At 30.1% G+C, this 20,097-nt stretch carries 24 protein-coding genes; 6 read left to right on the top strand and 18 right to left on the bottom strand.

All coding sequences use genetic code 4. From position 1 onward, the window contains the following. The first annotated feature begins 5 nt into the window (after positions 1-5). Genes MAGB_RS01590 through MAGB_RS01575 form a run of 4 tightly spaced genes read left to right on the top strand, consistent with a single transcriptional unit; the run spans position 6 to position 1,756 of the window. Positions 6-383 (top strand): hypothetical protein, encoded by a 378-nt coding sequence (locus MAGB_RS01590; RefSeq protein ID WP_004024068.1) that lies wholly within the window; start codon positions 6-8, stop codon positions 381-383. 8 nt (positions 384-391) lie between these two features. Further along, a complete protein-coding gene (locus MAGB_RS01585; protein WP_004024067.1) occupies positions 392-592 on the top strand; it encodes a hypothetical protein in 201 nt (66 codons plus the stop codon). Beyond that, complete coding sequence (locus MAGB_RS01580) at positions 592-1,167, top strand: hypothetical protein (RefSeq protein WP_004024066.1); 576 nt, start codon at positions 592-594, stop codon at positions 1,165-1,167. The genes MAGB_RS01585 and MAGB_RS01580 overlap by 1 nt, the downstream gene beginning before the upstream one ends. Next, positions 1,151-1,756, top strand: coding sequence for a hypothetical protein (locus tag MAGB_RS01575; RefSeq protein ID WP_004024065.1), 606 nt, complete (start codon positions 1,151-1,153; stop codon positions 1,754-1,756). Before MAGB_RS01580 ends, MAGB_RS01575 begins: the two co-directional genes overlap by 17 nt. Positions 1,757-1,908: 152 nt before the next feature. Here MAGB_RS01575 and MAGB_RS01570 read toward each other — a convergent pair whose 3' ends face one another. Genes MAGB_RS01570 through MAGB_RS01510 form a run of 13 tightly spaced genes read right to left on the bottom strand, consistent with a single transcriptional unit; the run spans position 1,909 to position 13,306 of the window. Continuing rightward, positions 1,909-3,939: a phage/plasmid primase, P4 family gene (locus tag MAGB_RS01570; protein ID WP_004024064.1), complete on the bottom strand. Its 2,031-nt coding sequence runs from the start codon at positions 3,937-3,939 to the stop codon at positions 1,909-1,911. Further along, positions 3,932-5,941 (bottom strand): hypothetical protein, encoded by a 2,010-nt coding sequence (locus MAGB_RS01565; protein ID WP_004024063.1) that lies wholly within the window; start codon positions 5,939-5,941, stop codon positions 3,932-3,934. The genes MAGB_RS01570 and MAGB_RS01565 overlap by 8 nt, the downstream gene beginning before the upstream one ends. 59 nt (positions 5,942-6,000) lie before the next feature. Beyond that, a complete protein-coding gene (locus MAGB_RS01560) occupies positions 6,001-6,528 on the bottom strand; it encodes a hypothetical protein (RefSeq protein WP_004024062.1) in 528 nt (175 codons plus the stop codon). Continuing rightward, positions 6,518-6,781 carry a hypothetical protein gene (locus MAGB_RS01555; protein WP_004024061.1) on the bottom strand — a complete coding sequence of 88 codons (264 nt, stop codon included), beginning with the start codon at positions 6,779-6,781 and terminating at the stop codon, positions 6,518-6,520. Before MAGB_RS01555 ends, MAGB_RS01560 begins: the two co-directional genes overlap by 11 nt. Before the next feature lies 1 nt (position 6,782). Beyond that, a complete protein-coding gene (locus MAGB_RS01550) occupies positions 6,783-7,058 on the bottom strand; it encodes a hypothetical protein (RefSeq protein ID WP_004024060.1) in 276 nt (91 codons plus the stop codon). Positions 7,059-7,069: 11 nt separating this feature from the next. Continuing rightward, complete coding sequence (locus MAGB_RS01545) at positions 7,070-7,327, bottom strand: hypothetical protein (RefSeq protein WP_004024059.1); 258 nt, start codon at positions 7,325-7,327, stop codon at positions 7,070-7,072. Positions 7,328-7,374: 47 nt separating this feature from the next. Continuing rightward, the gene (locus MAGB_RS01540; RefSeq protein WP_004024058.1) at positions 7,375-8,145 is read right to left on the bottom strand and encodes a hypothetical protein; all 771 of its coding nucleotides are present in this window, start codon (positions 8,143-8,145) and stop codon (positions 7,375-7,377) included. A gap of 48 nt (positions 8,146-8,193) precedes the next feature. After that, complete coding sequence (locus MAGB_RS01535) at positions 8,194-8,814, bottom strand: Mbov_0392 family ICE element protein (RefSeq protein WP_004024057.1); 621 nt, start codon at positions 8,812-8,814, stop codon at positions 8,194-8,196. A 45-nt stretch (positions 8,815-8,859) separates the two neighbouring features. Further along, positions 8,860-9,744 (bottom strand): adenine-specific methyltransferase EcoRI family protein, encoded by an 885-nt coding sequence (locus MAGB_RS01530; protein WP_004024056.1) that lies wholly within the window; start codon positions 9,742-9,744, stop codon positions 8,860-8,862. 14 nt (positions 9,745-9,758) lie between these two features. Then, entirely contained in the window at positions 9,759-11,102 is a 1,344-nt protein-coding gene (locus tag MAGB_RS01525) for a DEAD/DEAH box helicase (protein ID WP_004024055.1), read from the bottom strand. Beyond that, positions 11,086-11,451 carry a hypothetical protein gene (locus MAGB_RS04445; RefSeq protein ID WP_004024054.1) on the bottom strand — a complete coding sequence of 122 codons (366 nt, stop codon included), beginning with the start codon at positions 11,449-11,451 and terminating at the stop codon, positions 11,086-11,088. Before MAGB_RS04445 ends, MAGB_RS01525 begins: the two co-directional genes overlap by 17 nt. Continuing rightward, positions 11,430-12,266 (bottom strand): MBL fold metallo-hydrolase, encoded by an 837-nt coding sequence (locus tag MAGB_RS01515; protein ID WP_004024053.1) that lies wholly within the window; start codon positions 12,264-12,266, stop codon positions 11,430-11,432. The genes MAGB_RS04445 and MAGB_RS01515 overlap by 22 nt, the downstream gene beginning before the upstream one ends. Further along, entirely contained in the window at positions 12,266-13,306 is a 1,041-nt protein-coding gene (locus MAGB_RS01510; protein ID WP_004024052.1) for a hypothetical protein, read from the bottom strand. Before MAGB_RS01510 ends, MAGB_RS01515 begins: the two co-directional genes overlap by 1 nt. Positions 13,307-13,335: 29 nt before the next feature. On the opposite strand from MAGB_RS01510, the gene MAGB_RS04175 reads away from it, so the two are divergent. Then, a complete protein-coding gene (locus MAGB_RS04175) occupies positions 13,336-13,860 on the top strand; it encodes an HNH endonuclease (protein ID WP_004024051.1) in 525 nt (174 codons plus the stop codon). Here the strand turns inward: MAGB_RS04175 and MAGB_RS01500 are convergent. The 3 genes from MAGB_RS01500 to MAGB_RS01490 all read right to left on the bottom strand — a co-directional run bounded on the left by MAGB_RS01500 (position 13,841) and on the right by MAGB_RS01490 (position 17,229). Further along, the gene (locus MAGB_RS01500) at positions 13,841-14,401 is read right to left on the bottom strand and encodes a hypothetical protein (RefSeq protein WP_036433184.1); all 561 of its coding nucleotides are present in this window, start codon (positions 14,399-14,401) and stop codon (positions 13,841-13,843) included. The genes MAGB_RS04175 and MAGB_RS01500 overlap by 20 nt on opposite strands. Before the next feature lie 570 nt (positions 14,402-14,971). After that, complete coding sequence (locus MAGB_RS01495) at positions 14,972-16,288, bottom strand: BspA family leucine-rich repeat surface protein (RefSeq protein WP_004024049.1); 1,317 nt, start codon at positions 16,286-16,288, stop codon at positions 14,972-14,974. A gap of 38 nt (positions 16,289-16,326) precedes the next feature. Continuing rightward, entirely contained in the window at positions 16,327-17,229 is a 903-nt protein-coding gene (locus MAGB_RS01490; protein ID WP_004024048.1) for a Fic family protein, read from the bottom strand. Between the two features lie 415 nt (positions 17,230-17,644). Between MAGB_RS01490 and MAGB_RS01485 the strand changes: the two genes are divergently transcribed. Then, on the top strand, positions 17,645-18,820 hold the full coding sequence (locus MAGB_RS01485; protein ID WP_004024047.1) for a BspA family leucine-rich repeat surface protein: 1,176 nt from the start codon (positions 17,645-17,647) through the stop codon (positions 18,818-18,820). Positions 18,821-19,187: 367 nt separating this feature from the next. Here the strand turns inward: MAGB_RS01485 and MAGB_RS01480 are convergent, their stop codons facing one another. Together MAGB_RS01480 and MAGB_RS01475 are read right to left on the bottom strand one after the other, a co-directional pair. Continuing rightward, complete coding sequence (locus MAGB_RS01480) at positions 19,188-19,577, bottom strand: MAG6450 family protein (RefSeq protein WP_004024046.1); 390 nt, start codon at positions 19,575-19,577, stop codon at positions 19,188-19,190. Positions 19,578-19,579: 2 nt separating this feature from the next. After that, positions 19,580-20,032, bottom strand: a complete 453-nt coding sequence (locus tag MAGB_RS01475; protein ID WP_004024045.1) for a Panacea domain-containing protein — start codon at positions 20,030-20,032, stop codon at positions 19,580-19,582. Positions 20,033-20,097: the final 65 nt, after the last annotated feature.

The following is a 20,097-nucleotide window of genomic DNA, read 5'->3' as shown; positions in this document are numbered from 1 at the left end:
GGAATATGATAACAGCGTTAGTTATTTGAATTATGAACACAATTCCAGCAAGTGTAGAAGCTATAAGCAGGGTTCTGCCTATGGTAAAGGATCCTGAAGTTATAGATCAAATTATACAGTTGGATATATATTCATTTTTTAATACATTAACAAGAGTAGAAAAAGCCGGGACATATTTTGTCTTAGTGTTTGAGCTTGCTTTGTGAGCTTGGGGAATTATGCTTTTCTTTACAAGATGAATACCGCAAAAACTTAAAGACAAGAAAAACAAGTCAATTGACCAAGTTAATACACTTAAGAGCATAAAGTGGAAATTGGAAAATAATATGGCATTAAGCAAAAGCGAGCAAAAATTTTATAAAAAATATAACAATGCAAAATAGGAGTAAAAATGAAAAAATTAAATAAATTTATAGCAGCTACATCAGTAATTTCGCTAGTTGGAGCTACTGCATCTATATCAGCAACTTGCAACCCTAGAAAGTTAGTAAGAGTTACAAAAGAAAAATGAGACGAATACAAGAAAAAGAAGGAAGAAAAGAAAAAAGCTAAAGAAGCCGAGAAAAATAAAGAAGTTATTGGTGCAAAATAATGCTCAAATACCTAGAAACATTAAGCAATAAGTGAAAAACTGTAATAATAACAATTTGTACCATTTTGTTTTTAGTGTCTTTATGTTTGCTTATTTCAGCCTTAGCTGATGACGGTATTAATAAATTCGCTAGAGTTTTTTACATTATGGAAGAGATACCTGTAAAGGATGACAGGTGGAAAGAGTTCCTAGAGTATGCCAAAGAGAAGCAAATTGGACACGAGCACATTGAAAAATTGAGAGAGATTTTTGGTGACACAATAATTCAATCTAATGAAAAACTTAATACATTAGGATTCTCATTCTTTAACTTGTCAATGGTGCTAATTATGGTTTTAAGTGCAACAATTCTATCAACAACTACTTACACAACAATAAAATGAACTCAAAATATGATGGATAGACTAAGAAGAGAAAACTTAATCTCACAAACTGCCTTCTTAGATATTAGCAACATCCTAAATAATGAGCATAAAGCTAATATTGAAAGAATAAACGGAGCAATAGACATTGAAAAAGTAAAAGAGCAGATAGAGAACGAGACAAAGGAGTCTGAGTATGTCGAATATCAATAATGAGCGTGAAGCTAAATACTTAGAAAAAGAGAAAAAGCTAATTAAGCCATACCGTGTTATTATTACTTCAGGAATAACTATTTTGTTACTTTTATTAGTTGTTTTTATTGTCTTTTTCCCGTTTAAAGGTGGTAGTTGGTTTAGTATCATAATTGATGAATTTAAAACTGGAAAATGAAGTAGTAAAACAATTGGTGAGCTATTTGTTCAGTTTAGTGTGTGAGCGTTCTTAATTTGGAAACTAATAACTAGGATTAATGAGACAATACTATACATAAAAAAGAAAAAACTTTTTGATATTGACCTAGAAACAAGAAAAGAACTAAATGCATTAGTGGGGAGAAAAGTGCGCAAGTGAACTAGAGAACAAAAAAATAAATATGTTGACTATGTTTTGGGGCTAATTATTGAAGTATTTTCACAAGATAATAATGCTTTGGATGCTTTTACAGTTAGCCAAATAAAAGAAACATTAGAAAATGACGATCTAGAAAGAAAAGAAAAAATAATAAAAGTCACAGAATTAATAGAAAAAACAGGCAAAAAGATTGATACTAAAGAAAAAATAAGCACATTAAAGCAGATATAATGCCCTGATTGCCTTTATTTGCTATTTTAAGCCCCTTTTTTAGGGGTTTTTTCATTTAGTAGTGTATTAATTCATTTTTATAAAAAGAAGCCTAAATTAGGCCTTTTATTGCGATAAATAAAAACCGCCAATGTGGCAGTAGAATTCTTTTTTTAAATGAGTATGAACTTCTCTAATATTAAGTCATTATCTTTTATTTTTCTTATTACTAAATTTATATCCTTAAAATAAAGCAAAACTTCATCTTTGAAATTTGTTAGGCTCAAGGCTTTATATCCAAAGTCAAAACAGTAGCGTTTATATTCATTATATTTATCAATGACCGAGAAATTGGCAAAGCCTTGCGCTTGTTTTATTTGTTCATCGTTTAAAGTCATATCATTTTCTATATAGCCGTTTACACTATTGTTGTTTTTGATATAGTCATAAACTAGGCTCTCAGAGTATGAACTATATGTAAATTCACCGTTCATTGTTAAATTTTTAAGTGCCTTTATAACCATATTAAACAATGTCGACATATTGTTTTTAGTGCATAATTTTTCCAAAATATCAGCGTCATAATTTCCATACTTTTTGTCAAACTGATTTAAAAATGGTACTATTAGAAACCTTCTAAAAAAGCCGTTTGTTTTGTCTTGAGTACTTGGCAATTTATTTGTCGCAAATATCATCTTGGCGGTGTTTTTAAAGCTAAAGCGTTCCTTGCCCTTATATTCAGTTGAAACCGCTTCCCCCGTTGCTAATTTTTTAAATGTACTGGGGTCATTTAAGTGTGTAGTTGAAATATCGTCACCAATGTTGACCATTTTGCCAATTAAACTAGTGGCTGCAAAGCGCCTATTTAGCTCTCCAAGTCCTAAATGTGACACGTTAGAACTATTCAAAAAATACTCTACTAACTGTAAAAATGTACTTTTACCATTTTTTGCATTAGGGCCGTATAAAAGCAAGGTCTTTTGAAACTTTGTGTCTGTAGTTAAACAGTAACCGATAAATTCCAAAAGTATTTGCATATTTTCCTGTATACCACTTGTGATGTCAGACAAAAATTTTTTTAGTCTTCTGCCATAATGTTCACCTACAAGGGTTCGCTGAAATTCAACATTGATTTTGTGAATAATAAAAAGGTTATCATCAAAAGGCATAGATCTAAATGTGTTCAAATTATAAAGGCAGTTATTTAAGGCAATAATGTTGTGCTCTGGCTCTTTAGCATTTGCAACTAATTTCCTGCTCGTTTCTATTTTTTGGAAAATGTTTTTCATTTCAGCCGGTTTTAAATGGGGCAATAATATATCAATTAAGATCAATATTTCCTGCTCAGTCTTTATCTTGAATATGTTGTCAATTTGATCATAAAAGAATAATGTGTTGTTATATCTGATGACTTTATATGTGTCAATAATGTAGTCGGCGACTTTTTGAATATCTAAACTTTTAGCGCCAGTTTTGGCATTTACATTGTAAAAGTCCTTTGTCGCATCATTATTTTTGTATGATTTAATCGCACTATTAAGCATTGCTTCAATTTCAACGTCCGCGATTGGTTCAGTGAATAAAATGTGATTAATGTTTAATAGTAAGTTATAAATTCTTTTATGGTTTCAATAGTTTTGCAATAAAGGGTGTATTCTCGCAAACAGGTTATTGTTTCTTTCCCCTTCTTGCATTTGTACTGGAGTGCTTAGACTTTGAAATGCATTTTTATCTATTGGGGTAAGCTCTAAGGGCAGTTTGTCCACTTTTTTACTAAACTGAAGTCACTTACGTAGCTCACCCATATGTTTAACTATGACATATGAATTATTTTGTGTCTTAATATCTGCTCGTATGCCAATTGGTAAGACAATATTTGTAGCGTTGGCAATTTGTCCGTTAGCTTTAAACCAAAAATGGTGTCCCCTGCTTGTTTGCATAATGTTACAAACTCAGCCGTATTGTTCTATAACTTCCATAAGTTTAAGAGAAGCATTAGGGTGATCTTTATTGTCAACGTCAACAACAACTCAATTGTCTTTTAGCACTATAGCTAAGTTGTTCTCGCTTTTTACTTGGTCATATTTGTATTGATTAATTCCGTTTTTAAATGGCTTGGTTGGAGCCTTGTTGTCTGTAGTAATAATAAAGTCGGCGTATTCGTAAAAAAACTCATTGAAGGCATCGGCTTGAATATTATTCATTGTTTACCTTTCCGAAATAGCATTGTTTACATACTTCTATATTGTCAAATAATGTCCGCACAACCAATTCATTCATTAAGGAAGCAGAGCACAGTCCGCACTCATATGACTCACCTGGATACGACAGTTTAAATTTATTTTTTACATATTCATTTTTATATTGGTCAATTCGTGCATAAGCTAACTGAATGTAGTAATCATAGTCTAAGTCTAAAAGTGTCGCAGGTTTATTGAAAACCGTGTCATTGTATATCGTGCATTTTTCACTACTTAATGGAACCTTATCTTTTTTATAATTGCCTTCTGTTAATGCTTGTGCCTTAAAAACAGGGCTCCCAACTTTAGTGTAAAAAATACGACATACCTTCATATTTTCCATTAGCTTATCACCAAAAAAGATGTGGCTGTAGTTTCCTTTAATATCAAAGACGAACTGAAACTTCACTAAATCTGGCTCGTTCTTAATTGTTATTTCAGGGTCTATATTGTTAACGAAATAATCAACCACTGCCTTATCTAAAACACTGAGACTATTGTTAACAACTCCACGGACTGTGTTAAAACTAAGGTTATGAAATTGTTCATTGTAATATTTAACCATACTGCCCTTAGTCTTTATTTTGCCCTTTTCATTCACTAAAATATAGTTATTTACGTCCTTTTGAAAAAGTCTTGAATATTGTTCAGTTTCTAACTGCATAAATGTAACTTGCTCTCAGGCTTTAAGTAACTTTTTTATTTTTTCCAAGTTATTTGTGTCATTGACTAAATACATAACACCGTCAGTATTAACTTGCAATACTTCAGCGTATTTTGATATTTTCATCGCTAAAAAGAAAATAATAAGCTGACCAGTTAAACATATTGACATTCTTTGCTTGCCGTCTCATAATGCTGAATACTTATAACCCATTGCACCAAAAGGACGAACAATTAGCTCTTTTAAATAGCTAGAAACAAGCTCATTTTTATTTGCTTTAGCTTCTATTCTTTTTTCTATTAATTCACTGATTTTACTGCTCATATTTTTGGCAGCTCTTGAACCGTAATTATAGTATCTTATTAAAGAGGGGTAGTTGCTCACAATGTCTGAGTTGTAAATATTTGCGGGTTTGTCAATTATTTTTTGTTTAGCTGCGTGTAAGCCACCGCTTTTGAATTCATAAATCAAGTCGTTAGCTTTGATTGTTAGATCTATTTGCTCTTTTTTATAATTTTCTGACACTTCAGTTACAAATTCAGTAGTCTCTAATTTTTCAACAATTCACAAATACTCTGGCAATGCCTTTTGATACATTTGTTTTATATTTTCTGGACACTTATAAAAATAAGTTTTATATTTAGGAAGCTTAGAAGCATTTGCTTCAAATACTAAAGCTGTTAGCTGTGTTGATGTTTTATTTAGTGCGCTGTTGTCTAAGTTGTAGTCAGCGATTAATTTAAGTTTTATGATAAACTGATCGATGAATTTAAGAAATAGGAAACTAGTTGCTTTAGTGTCATAAATGTTGTATTCAATTATTAGCTTTTCTTGCTCAGTTGTTAATTTGCTGGGAAAGTCAAACGGGATATTTGTCTCGACTATTCTAAGCCCTAAGTATGCTTCATATTTTTTCAAACTAAGCCTACCTGGACCTAATAATTTCATAATATCAAAACTAAAGAAAGGCAGCTTAATATGTTTTGTATATTGTCATTCTCAAGGTTTGTTTCCTTTAATTATTCACTCTGATAATTTATAAGGATTTGCCCCGGCTATTACTTCTTTTAGGATATAGTCATCAAAATTACTTGAGTTATATCCACCAACAAATTGCCCTTTTAAATTTTTATTTATAAAATTAAGCAGCTGGAGACTTTGTCCTGTCTGATAAGTCTTTAATTCTCTAGACTTTAAGTTGTAAAAACTTGCGCACCAAAAATGCTTATATACTTCGAAGTCATAAATTCATACATCTAAGGGTATTGCTTCTAGCTTATCCTGATTATAAGTTTTGCTCATTATTTGCCTTTATAATTGATTCATTATGTTTTAAGTTAATATTTGAATAAGTGATTGTTCTATATCATCTCATCAAATGAGTCGACTACGAAGCCGATATTTAGGTCACTCTTTTTATTTTCTACTTTAGCATTTTGTGCTGTTTTTGAAACATTAACAATTGGATTAATATAACGTCTAAGGTAAGCATAGCCCTTTTCATTTGTCTGAGTTGAGCGTTCAATTTTGTACTCTACTGTTTTGTCTTTTAAGTCATATAAAGTGTTGTAGAATTCTCTCTCATTGTTAAAACTAAGGCCATAAGCGCTTAACAAATTAACCAATTGGCTTAAGTCTCAATTGCGCTTTTTAGCGTTGGGATAATTGTCATCTATGAAATAAACTTTACTGTCTGTTTTTCCTTTATTTTCGCCTTCGGTTATTTCGATAGCTATTTCAACAACTTGCACTTTATATTTATCGTGCATTTTTAAGTTCGCGCTTGTGATTTTTGCAACATAAGTGCCATCATCTATTTTGTTGTTTTGTTGACTATTAATTAGTTCCGTTTGTCTTTGCTCTCAGGTTTTGTTGAAATTAATTGCCATTGTTTGCTCCTTTAGTTTTTTGAATAACAAGTTCTAAGTCGTTAAATTTAATACCGCTGTTTGAGATTGCCAATTGAACACCTATTAATTGACCAGTTATAGAGTCAATTGTTTTGAATTGTTCATCGCTGATTTTTTGCACTTGGTAAATGTTTTTATTACTTGTGTAAGTTATCTGGCTTGCTGTTTTATCTAAAAGGACTAAATACTTATTTCCTTTATTATCTGTAAATATTTGGTGTGTACATTTCATTTTAAACTCCTAAAATCGTTGTAATTGAGCGTTTGATTGTTAATTGTTCAACTCGTTTATTTAACACCAAGCACTCCAATAATTTATCTAATGCAAGGCGGATGTTGAACATTAACTTAGAACGCTTGTGAGTTTCGTCCGACTCATAAAGAGAATAAAGCTTGAACACTTTTTTATGTAACTCCCTTAGGTTTTCCTTTAAGTTTAAATTCAGGCACAACAGTTCCCTTATCTCTTGTTTTGTGTCAGAAGTTTCTTTTTCAAAATTTACACGCATTTATTCCTCCTTTATTCTTCTATTGGATTTAACAATAAAATTGCTTTTATTGCACTTGCAGTTTCTTCTTCATTTTTGTTGCCTATTTGGTAATTATTAGCTCAGCTATTTAATACATTAATTCACTGTCAGCCTTTTATTCTTTCAGCTTCCAATCTTTTATCAATTAGTACAAAATTAAGAAAGTTATTAAGCTCCTTGCTTGATGGAGTTTCTTTTTCTATTAATCGTTTGAATTTGTGTAATTCTTTTGTTAATTCCGTCGTCATTCATCCTTTATGTATTTTTCTAACTCTTTTTTTAATTGAGTATTTTGTTAGTTGAGTTGATTAATAGTTTGTTTTAAAATATCAGCAATTAATTTTGTAGGTATTGAGCTACGTTCATCATAATTGCCTAATTTGTAATGATTCTTGTTATAGCCATTTTTTAGTATTTGCTTTTTTAAATTTAATGAGTAATTACTCATAAAGCACGTTGGCTTTTGGCTAAAATTAAGGTCATAATTGTAGTAGTAGGTTATATTCTTGAAGCCTTCGAAGCTTCAGTGGTTTTTTAAAAACTCTCATATTTTGCTATTTCTTGGATTTTCAATTACATAGGCTTTAGGCTTAAATGTTTCTATGATATGAACTAGGCCTGAAGCACAGCCTTCTCCATTTAGCCTATTTCTTTCTTTTTTAATAAAGTCTCTGGTTTTATTAGGAACATTAACAGTTAATGCTCTGTTTCTATATCACTCTCTACTTCTTACTATTCACTTATCACTATGGTAAGTTTGACTCATCCGACACGAACAGTCGGCCATACTGAAGCTTTCACAGGGCGGACTAGCTAGGATAATATCAGGCTTAGGTAATTGGCCTAATTCTTTAATAAGATCTACATTTGCTAAAGATAAGTTTATTTTTTTATATTCTCAGTTTATGTTGGCCTTTGTTAGTGGATGCAGTTTTAAATCATTTATACCTATTGCATATACTTTAACTAAGTCATAGTTAGCAAAAAGCTCATTGTTTTCTAAAATGCTTTTAGTATATGAACAATTGCCATCATCAAATAAAAGTCATAAAACTAAACTATTCATTAGTATTCTCTTTATTATTGCTTTAGAAAAAATTTATTTAGTCTTTTATTAAAGCACTAAGCCTTCAGTTTGTTTTTCTTCTAGATAGTCATCTAGATCGTATGAGTAGGTAGACAATAAGTCTTCGACTTCTCAATCATTAAGGAAGTCATTAAAATCATCATCAATACTATCTAATTTTGTAAACTTGCCAGTTGTATCGTTAATTCATACTCATTGGTTATCTTGAAAGTTTTTTGTTTGTTTTAAGTTATAGGCTAGTTTAATGTTTGCTTTTAGTCCATTCTGTCTTAGACTTGAATCTACTTTTTCTCATAAATAGTCATAAGGATAGGTATCAGTTTCAGAATAGTATATGTAAACCAGTCTTCCTTTGTTTCTAACATCTTTTTCAGCAAGCTCAGCTGTCATTTTATATAAGCTTGCTATATCGTTTAGGTCTTTGTTTTCTATTAATCAGCGATCTATTTTTTCTATAAACTCTTCTCTAAATTCACGATTGATACTTTGATTTATGTTTTTAATTAAAGAGATATATAGTTCTCTTTCTCGTTCAGTTTCGAATGAAGCAGCATTTTTATTTAAATTTTCTAAACAATCTTCATTATCTTCTTCAAGATCAAAAACTAATAAGTTCTTTATATCATCTTCATCAAAATACTTTGTCATTTATTCCTCCTTCAGTTTAGTTCACCCCTGGTGTTTTGGTTATATTTACCCATTTCTGTGTTTTATTAATAATCTTGTAAAAAGTGAGTGCCCATTTAGTTTTGGCCTTATTACATCAATTAAAGTGAACTGTTTTGGATTCCACTTATACATAAATGTAATAGGTACGCCCATAAGCCCTTGGTAATCTTTTGGTATGCTACTTAAATGCTTACATTCGATAGCATCATGTGTATCATATTTTGAATAAAGACTTGGTGTATATGTAAGCCATAAATTTAAAAATGGGTTGCCATCGTAGTCGCCTAGGTTTGTGTATCAATCAACATTTACAGTTGCATAAAGCTGTCCATTTAGATATTTATATACTTTATTCTCAATTGCCTTTGGGATAGCAAAGTCAGTGTTTGAAGCAGCTATAACTCTAGTTCTTGAGTTCTTAATATCATCGAATACATTTTCATATTGAGCAGCTAAATTAAGACCGATAATCAAAAACTTCTTTTCGTATTTCTTTAAAAAATCATAGTAGTGTCTAAACATACTAAATGGCGGATTAGTTATTACAATGTCAGCCTTTTTAAGTAACTCAATTGAATAAGGGTCATCATATTTTCCTGAATAATTCTCTGGAGTATATTTGCTTTCAACTTCCCCATCAAATTCATAGTGAAATGTTAAATTAGTGATTAAATTTAACCCGGTGCATATTAAATGCTTAAGCTTTAATTCTTTGAATTTATCCTTAAAAAACTTATAGAAGTTGCTAATGGTTGGGTCATCACAGTTTAGGTAAATAATTTTATTTTCTAAATGCTTTTTAAACCTGCTTATTTCTTTATCCACGAAGTCATAGCCAGTGTAGTATTCATCATTTGCCTGTTTCTTGGCACGGTTTAGTTTTGTACTATTTGCTTTGGTTTTTTGCATATAAAATAATCCTTTTAGTATTTGTATTGATCAATATCTTGCTTAAACATTTCAATCGTATAGTCTTTAGATTGCTTTAGGGCTTTATAGATTTCTTGCTCAATTGAGTTTCCTGCAATTAAAAAGTAATAATTTACAGTTTTTTGTTGTCCAATTCTATGTACTCTCTTAAGTGATTGCCTGTAAAGTTCGCCACTATAACAAAGCGAAAAATATATTTGATTAAAGACGCTTAATTGCAACCCATCAATGCCCCTTGCTCCAGATTGATAATTTATTAGGACGATGAACCTTTTTGTTTCTTTCTGTGCTTTTTCTAAGTCATTAGACTCGCCATTTATTTCATAACAGATTATCCCAAGCTCATTGCATAAGTCTTTTATTGCTTTAGCTTCTGCTTTATAGTTGTAAAAAATGCTGAAGTTATAGTTTGATGAATTAATTAAATAACGCAATTGTTCTATTTTTTGTTTGTCAACTAAATGCATGTGTCCACTGTCGTCTTTTATAACACCGCTACTTAGCATTCTAAGCCCGTGAAATAGCTTTATAAGTGAATCAGCGCTAAAAATGCCATCACCTACATTTAGGACTCTGTTTTTCTTTAATTCTTTATATTCTTTATTAATTTGCGACTCATATTTAAATGCTCGTTTTTCTGGTAGTTCTATCGCTTGTTCAGTCTTTAAAAAATACGCCTTGCTATGTAATAATTTCATTAAATAGTCGATATTACGATAGCCAGTTATTAACTTAAAATATTGCGAACCATTATTTACTAATTTGTAGCGTACAAAGTTTTCAAAAAACTCTGAATATGTGATAGTTTCATCAAAACAACGAAGCAATTTCATTTGCACATATAAATTCTCATAGCCGGTGCTTATTGGATCTCCGCTTAATAAAAGCAAATAATTAATATTATTATTTAATGCCAATAATGCTTTTGATATTTTTGTATTTGGAGCTTTTAGAACCTGGCTTTCATCAACGACAACATTAACAAAGTGTCTAATTAGATTTCTAACTTTAAAGACTAAATTCCTAAAAATTCCGTAGCTTACTATAAAAATAGTTTCGCTGTGCTTTGTCATATCTATAAATTGCTCTTTTGTTTTCTTATCATTAACAACAAACACTTTAGCATTTGGCATTGTCTCTTTTACTTCGTTTTCTCAGTCTTTTAACTTTATAGGGTCACAAATGATTATGGAATTTAATTTATTGGTTTTTACATATTTAAGTCAATGACAAGCTACTAATGTTTTGCCTAAGCCCATATCTAAAGCCAGCAAGCACCTTCTAAGCTTAAGCGCATAATTTAAAGCCTGTTCTTGGTAGCTATATAGTTTTTTCATTTTTAAAATAATCCAGTCAATATTCCAATTGTTTTAGAGCTATATGCTTTAGGTAATTAATGTTGTTATTAATCACAGCGCTGACTATTTCTTTGTAATTATTTACATCGACAAACAGCCATATAAGATTCTTTTTATGTGCATTTGCTTGTGTCACCTGTAGCTTCGACGGTTTTGAAATTCTGAAGTCGCTTTTTAACTCCATTGCATAAGTGTTGAAATTGTTAAAAATTAATAAATCAGGACGACCCGATACTTGATAAACTCCGCCATGTATTTTTAAATAGTTAAGATTATGTCTTTTAAGTATTGACTTTATTTTGTTCTCTAAATTTTTTTCTTTTGCCATATTCAACTCATTTGAATTCTCTCTGTATTAGTAGGGTGAAATCTAAGGCCGAAAGGATCAGCCGATGATAGTGCTTCATAAAATAGACTGCTGGTATGTATTCACACCACTTTTTGCTCTATATTTTTATCAATATGCAACTTTAAAAAATTAACCAGTCGCAAAGCCTGTGTACTATTAAAATGACCAAGATTTGAAGCCTGTATTTCGGTTTTTAGATCATTGACGATTAAGTCTTCGGGGTGGTTACTTTCTATTAAATAAATATCTGCTTCTTTTATGTTTTTGCTGATGAACTGTTTTACCTTAATTGACCCACAGTCTGTAATAAAAAACACTCGCCTTTTTGGATATATATTTGCGTCTAAGGTTATAAAGTAGCCGTTATTTGCCTTGCTGTTGTGCTCGACCTTAATTGGGTAAACTTCTAAGCAACTGTTTGTGTCTTTTATGTTTAAAGGTAGCCTGTATGGCATAGTACCTGGAGTTACTAATTCAAAACGTTTATGGTAGAGCTTTAGCGCTGGCTGTCTTTCATATAGTGCTTTTAGACATTCGGGATGAATTATGACAGTTGCCAACGAATTAAAGTCTAAAAACTGCTTTAAATATTTAGTGTGGTCACTGTGCTCGTGGCTGATAAACAAATAACGAACTTGCGCAAACTTTTCATAATTTGGATCAGCTTTTTTACTTGTGATATTTACTCCAATGTCTATTAGAATATTAAAGCCACTAGTTAAATAATGATCCACTCCAAAATCAACAAAATAACAATTGCCAGCACTAGATGAACCGTAGCTTGTTATTTCCATTAATTTTTTACTTTAGTGATGTATGAACTGTGATGAGATAATAGGTCTTTAAACATTGCAAGGTTATCTTCATCAACTCTCTCAAAGTTGTCGATTAATATTGGAACTCTGACTTTGGCAATTTTTTGAAATAATAAGCAAAACTTTGTAGCAATCTCTAATTTTTTAACTGTGTTTAGATATTTAAATTCAACGTCATTGTGACTAATTGTTAACCATTGCTCACCGTTGCTTTTTGTACTAATATCAACTCTAAAGTCTCAACTTTGTTCTTTTATCAAGTTATTAAAATAATTTACTAAAGCATTTTCTTGTGTAGCTATAATGTTAAGCTGTTTGTCTATTTTGCTAATTTTTGTAGTTAAATGTGGCAATATGTTGGTTTTTATAAAAGCAAGCACTTTCTCTTTAGCATCTAAAATGTCATCATTTATCTCTTTAGTGCCATTGTTAATCAAACTAAAAATATGTAAATTATACGCTGCTGAAGCTTCTTTTCTTTGTGTGTTTCAGTATTCTTTTTGGTCAATAATGCACTCAGTGTCACCAGTGTCTTTATAAAGCCCTGAATTTTTTGGAATGTGTGTTTGAAGTAATTTTAAAATGAATTTCTTCTGTTCACTTGGCAATAATGAAACGAAGTAATCTGGTGTTATCAACAAAGGCCATAAGTCAGCTGAAACAGGAAAGTTGATTGAATCATATTCAGCAGGATCATCTGCATATTTAACAGATAACTTTTTTATTAAACCATCATATTTAATTGTTAAAGCTCTGCCTTCACTTGACTTTTCTGTTTTAATTATTACATCTAGCTGTAACTGCACTGGTTCATTAAATTTTTGAGCTTTATTATTAATGTCTTTTTTGTTATTCAATAAAAATGTTAATGCACTTAGTGAATTGGTTTTGCCGATTGCATTTTTCCCAGCTAATAAAATGCCAAGATGATCATTATGCAAATCGAACTCAATGTTTGCTAAATTCTTAAAGCGTTTTATGTATAGCTTTGTTAGTTGTAATGTTGGGTTATTGTGCATCTGTGCCTTCCTTTTGTTATTATTTAACTATGATTAATTGAAAGTTCCCATATAACTCGCCAGAGTGACTTAAACTAAGAGATAAGCATTTGTGAAAACAGCCTTATTGTATTAATTGTGACATTACTTGGAACCTACAAGTTGACCACATAATTCCACACAATCAAGTAAAAGAGCTGTTTTTAGATGAAAATAATCTCCAAACCTTGTGTGCAGCGTGTCATGCAGAGAAAACCTTAAAACAGCGCCCTTTTTATTCATATGCTGTAAGTGATAAATTTTTAAAAATTAACTTAGGGACAGCTAAAGGTATAAAACTAAAACACCGTCAGTTTTGGAATTCATATGTATATACATTCACAACATACCCAAATTATTATGAATTCAATATCAGCGAACAACAAGCGGATCTTAGTTCCTTGATTATGTTTATCACTTTGTTTTACAAGTCAATAAGCAGACTGTGTTCTAAGATTGTCATAAATGACAGCAATTTAATGACTAAAATTAATAAGTATTTCAGTCCCGCACACTTTAAAATAGGCGCTTCCTAATTATTTCGCTGTGTGCGCTTAATAACTCTCTTACTAAAACGGGGGCCAATGTATCAGCTACATTCTCATTATTTCTGTAAGTAATAAATTGATGAGCAATCACATCAGAATATGCAGAAAACAGTATGTCATTACTGTGTACAAGACTTTGGCCATCTCCGAATTCTTCCCATAAAAAGTCTTTTATGTCTCTTGTGTCTTTGAAGTTGTCTAATTGGTTAGCTGTTCTGATTATTGCCTTTTTAAAGAACTCAAATTCCTTATAAATATTTTGAAATAGCTTGCTGTCTTTAAAGTGCTTGTGAATAAATTCTTGAATGTTTTTATTGTCTTTTATACTTTCCATAATTTCAAACTCATAGTGATAAAAGAAGTCAACACAAACATCCTTTTGCAACTTTTTCTCGAATTGTTTTAGTATTTTGCAAAATGTTAAGTATTTTTTGTTGTTTGCTTTTGAACTATCGCGTCAGTGGCTAATGAGTGCTGTTTTATCTGCGTCTGTTAGGGCATAATTAACATAGTCAGATATATAGTCCATAAAATATACATAAAAATTAAAGTGCTCTTTTATATAATTGGGTAAAAAAAACATAAAAAACCTCGCTTTCTTAACAAGGTTTTAGTTTTATTGTGGTTGTTGTGTAAAATATACGTTTATATATATAATCAAAGCATAAAGTATAAAATGGCTTGATATATCAGCTATATGTGGAAATAATTGCAAATTATTTCACATTGCATCAGCATATAACTAAATTACTCTGCCTTGCAGTAAATGTATATATGCTAAAAATAATTATAGTAATTAAGCTTTTAATATGTTTGATTCATTTTATGCACAAATCACTTACATAACACTTTTATGCACTATTTTAATCGTTTGCAGTTTAAATTTATTATTAATACTAAGTGGTTAGTTATTTTACCTTGAAGTATTTTGTGTTTTGATATGCTGTAAAATGCTTTAGCAATTTAATTTCTATTTTTTGTCAAGTAATTTTTTATAAAAAAGAGGCATTTTTTTGATAAATTGATATTAATCTATACATAAGACTTATAAAAAAACAGGCATTGCAGAAATGCCTAGTCATTGCAATACTGACATAAATTATCCGAATCAACCTCTTGTTGGTTTTTCAACAACTGGAAGATTAGGGTGATTATGTTTATTTTCATAAAGTGGCGATCCATTGCATCAGTCATCATATGCAGTAACTCTACTTACATCTCAATTACTTAAATTTCTGTTAAAGCTTCTAGCATCATAGAATATATATGACATGTTCTTAACTCTAGTTGGGTTTCAACCACTTATGTTACTATTAAAATTTATAGCGCTAAGAAACATACTATTCATATCTACAACGTTAGAAACATTTCATTTTGAAATATCACCATTAAATGATGTGCTGTTGTTAAACATTGATTCCATATTAGTCACAAATTGAGTATCTCATAAAGAAATATCTTGGTCAAATTTAACAGCTTTTGCAAACATAAAACTCATATCAGTTACATATCTAACATCTCGAAATATCTCTCTGTTGAATGATTTTGCGCCATTAAACATAAAACTCATATCAGTTACATCAGAAGTATCTCATTTTAATAATGGCTGATTAAATGCAGAGGCATTTTTAAACATCTTCTGCATACTTTTAACTTTTGATACGTTACTAAAAATTAAATTATTAAATCTTTCAGCATCTTCAAACATACTTTCCATACTTTTAACATTGGCAGTGTTTAACTTGCTTAAATCTACATTAAAGAATCTAGCCCCTTTAAACATAGCAGTCATATTTGTTACATTTTTTGTATCGTCAAATAACGAACTATTAAAATTAGTTGCACCTTGAAACATGTAACTCATATCAGTAACATTAGCTACATTTCAAGCACTATATGATTTATTGTTCCGATTTGTTAATTTTGTTATAAGTGGTTTGTTAAAATTCGAAGCCCCTTTAAACATACCATGCATAGTTGTTACGTTTGATGTATCTCAGTCACTAATATCATAGTTAAATCCCTTTGCATCTAGAAAAACATGTTTCATATTTTTGATATTTGATGTATCTCATGATTCAATACCAGGAATTTGAATCCTAGTTGCACCAACAAAAGCATTTTCTAAGCTAGTTATTTCCTTTGGCAATTCTTTTGGTACCCTACTTACATCTTCTTTAAATTGTGATATTTGTATTTCTCCATTTTGGTTTTTAAAATACCCAATTTGTATGCACTCATTGCCATCATAAATTGCTTTTTGTATTGATTTGTCAACATTAGCAAAATTATTATTGCTTCTACCTGTTCATTTGCTAAAAAAATCAAAATTATTAAAACAAGATACTGCGCTAAAAGATACTCCAGAAGTTAGCAACAAACCTAAACCCATAAAAGATTTTTTAAATTTATTCATAAAACAGCACACCTTCCTAAAATGAATTATATTACATTTTATTTATCATATGCCCTTTGACTCTTTATATCTATTTCATAGTTCAATTGGATTATCAAATAATTAGCTATCAAGTTGACCGTACTTGATGGATCATTAGTCAAACGATAGTCATCAAAACACTGATAGTATTTTATTCTATTTGTATATTGAATATCAATAGGTGGAAGTTTATTTTTCATTAATTGAAGGTTAAGTAATAATCTGCCTGTTCTACCATTACCATCATTAAAAGGATGAATTGATTCAAAGTCTAAATGGAATTTGGCTATTTTCACAATTACATTTTCACTCGAGTTATTATACTCATCCAAAAGCTGCTGCATTTTTGATTCAATTAAGAAAGGAGATGCTGGTTTGTGCTTTGCTCCTAAAATTGAAACTTGCATATTTCTATATCTGCCTGCATCCATTCTCTTATTTGCAAGAACTAAAAAATGAATATCTTTTATTCTTCTTTCAGTTATTTCTTCACTGTTATCAACTAGATCTAAAATATAATCAAAAGCTTGTTTATGACCTATAGCATCTAAATGATATTTTAGTGGTTTAGTTTCAATTTTTATTCCCCGAAGAACTAGCACAGTTTCTCTTAGAGTTAGTGTGCTTCCTTCAATAGCATTAGAATTAAATGTGTTTTCTATTGAAAAATCATTTAGGAATCTATTTTTTTCAGAAGGACTAAATGCACGAAGTGTGTTTAGCTGCTTTAATTTTTGGTCAATTACATCCAACAAGTTTTTGTTAGATAACTCATAAGGATTTTCGGCATACATTGGAATTTCATACTCATCATTTTTGTTTAGTATTGCTCCAAATACTTTATTTTGGCTTAAAAGTTTAAGCAGCGCATCTTTTGCAATGTTTCATTTTATACTAGCTTCATCAATTGAAATATACATATAATAACCCCTTTATTAGTTGAATTAGTTAGTTTAATTGACAAATGTTGCTGTAAAACACTTTTATAAGTTGTTTATGTACTATTCACAATTATCTTACTTTAGTGTATTTGTTTTAGCCTAAAGCAGGCTATTTTAGATATAAAATAGATTACTGATTTTAAGCATTTTAGTAATAGCTCAATAGCATGCTAAGATCCTATAAAAGAATAGTCAGATGTCTATAAAATAATTGTATCAGTTAATTTACCTAATATTATGTGGTATGAAAGATGGAAAATTGATAAAAAAATTAATACAAATGAAATATTGTAATTTTTGTTTTATGGTATAAATTTGAATATTTTTTAGCTAGCTAATTGAAGCTAACAAAATTGCCTGTAAATAAACAAAAAATGAAGGAATTAAATTAATAATGAAGAAAAAACTTAGAAATTTTATATCTATTAGTTCATTATCATCATTATTGCTTATGCCACTTGTTGCTGCATCTTGCAAGAAAAATGATAATGGCAACAATAATAAAGCAATAAGTGAAGGAAGTAATCCTGAACACATGACCCCCCCCAATTTATCTAATGATGAAAATAAAAATGGTGCTGAATCAGGTAATGTAGAAGGCAACATGCCTAATGCTAATTCATCTGAAAAATCAGACACAATGAACAAAGAATTAAAACCTGAAGAAAAAGATATTAGCAATGAACTCAATAATAATTCAGAAATGCTTAATGATCAAGCTATAGAAAATAATGAGTCAAGCACAACTTATTCTGATGCTTCAATTAAGCGAAAAGCTGAAGAAGAAGCAAAGAAAAAACAAGAAGAAGAGAAAAAATTAAAAGAAGCCAAAGATAAAGATAGCATTGCTAAGATTAAAGAGATAATTGAAAAGCACAAAGATGCTTTTGGTGCATTTCATACACAAGGTGATTTTTTAGATCAAATAAATGTTTATGCTAGTGATGAAGGTATTGAAGGCTTAAAACTTCAAAATGAAAGCAGCAGAGTGACCAAATTAGTTGTTGATGAAGATGGTAAAGGCAAAAAGAATAAAATCTCGTTAAAATTAGGTTCTCAGGATTTTCAAGTAGAGTTAGGAAGAGTTTTAGAAAAAGCAGTTGTAACCAAATACTATCTTAAAAGCAAACCAGATGAAATAAAAGACAACTATCTAAAAAGTGGGGAAAATAAAATAGATGCAAATTGAGGAGTGACTATGAAAGCACATGAAGTTGTTATAACTCAATTAGGTTATCATAATGACTATACCGGAATTAAACTGACTCCAGTTGGAAAAAAGACAGTTGAAGTTCCAAAACGCCTGCCTATAAAGATCAGCTCTATTAATTTATCATTCTATAATCTGGAATCTTCAAAAATTAATAATATAGATGAGTGAGATTTGTCAAATGTTAAAAATGCTGGACAAGCTTTTTACAATGCGAAGAATTTTAGCCAAGATCTAAGTAAGTGGAAAGTAATGAGTGGTGTTAATACTCAACAAATGTTTCAGAATGCAAGCAAAATGAAGGAGCATTTAGATAAAATAGCGAAAGCTTGAAAAGTCAAAGCTGAAAAACTAAAATAACCAAAAAACAGACAAACAAGTAAAAGATATTACAAAAAGAATCAGCGTTCAATTTTCTTTTAATGCTGATTCTTTTTTTATTGCTTTAAATTTTTTGATTATTTCAAAAAAATAAATATGATAATTGTGCTAACAAGATAATATCCAATTTTTACTTGATTTTTTTACTTCCACTTTGTGGTATATAACAAGAATTAATATTAAGCATATAGCACTTTTATTGCTGTTTTATAACGATTATGGTCGAATTAACAATTTTTTGATCACGTTTTTTCTGATGCTATCTTAAACGAAAAGATTGATTATACTATTTATTATCATAATTAAAAAAGCTATGGATTCCCATAGCAAATTGGTTATTAAAAGTTTATTTATGATATCGATGTTTGGGGTCAATTTTTGTCAGAACAAAATAATTGTCCTTGTTTAGATATCCGAATATTCTAAATGAATTGTTGTCTTTCCCAAGGTGGATTTCATTGACTTCTATATCTTGAGTTTCTATATATCTATTCGTAAACGGTTTTGTATGTTTTCTCATATAGTTCATTTCCACATCAGATATAGTCATCTTTCTTTTAAATATCTCATTGAAGAAATTATGAAATTTACCTAACTCAGCAGCATTTAATGATTTGAAGTCAAATCCATTATCTAATTTATGCACTATTGCAAATTTAAAATGTATGCTTTTTCAATCAGAAACTAAAGAAGATTTTGATCCTTCAAGAGTTTTATTTGTTAATTTTTTACTCAAAACTAATCTCCTGAATAAATACTTCTATAGTAGCTTCTCATATCATCTGGATTGATTAATCTAGTTGAAGGTTCAAATTCCCCTAAGCCTTTTCTTGCATTTATCCATGGTTCTTCTGTATGCGAAACAGCTTCTAATTCATAGCCTGATTTATCACCATATGTAGTTCAAACTGCATCAAGCAGTTCTAAAACATTTTTGTCTAATTTACTTTCATCAAAAGATTTTTTCTCAATATCATTTCAGCCATATTTCCTGTAGTCATTTCATAATTCAGGAGAAACTGGCCCATGAATTCAAGCTTGAAAGGTTGTGTCGTTTAATATGCCATCATTAAGTAAAGCATAAGCCCAAGCCTCAGCATAATAGGTTAGTTTTTGAAGCTTTTTAGGAGTCATACTTTCTTTAGATAAAAATCAGCCGGATATATCTTTGTAGCTATATTTATTGCTCATAGTTGCCTCCTTTACTATTAAATTTTATCATAAGTTTGAGTAGATATGGGTCAGTCGTATGGCAA

This window comes from Mycoplasmopsis agalactiae 14628 (assembly GCF_000266865.1).
Taxonomy (GTDB): domain Bacteria; phylum Bacillota_I; class Bacilli_A; order Mycoplasmatales; family Metamycoplasmataceae; genus Mycoplasmopsis; species Mycoplasmopsis agalactiae_A.
This window is presented reverse-complemented; position numbering and strand designations above follow the sequence as displayed.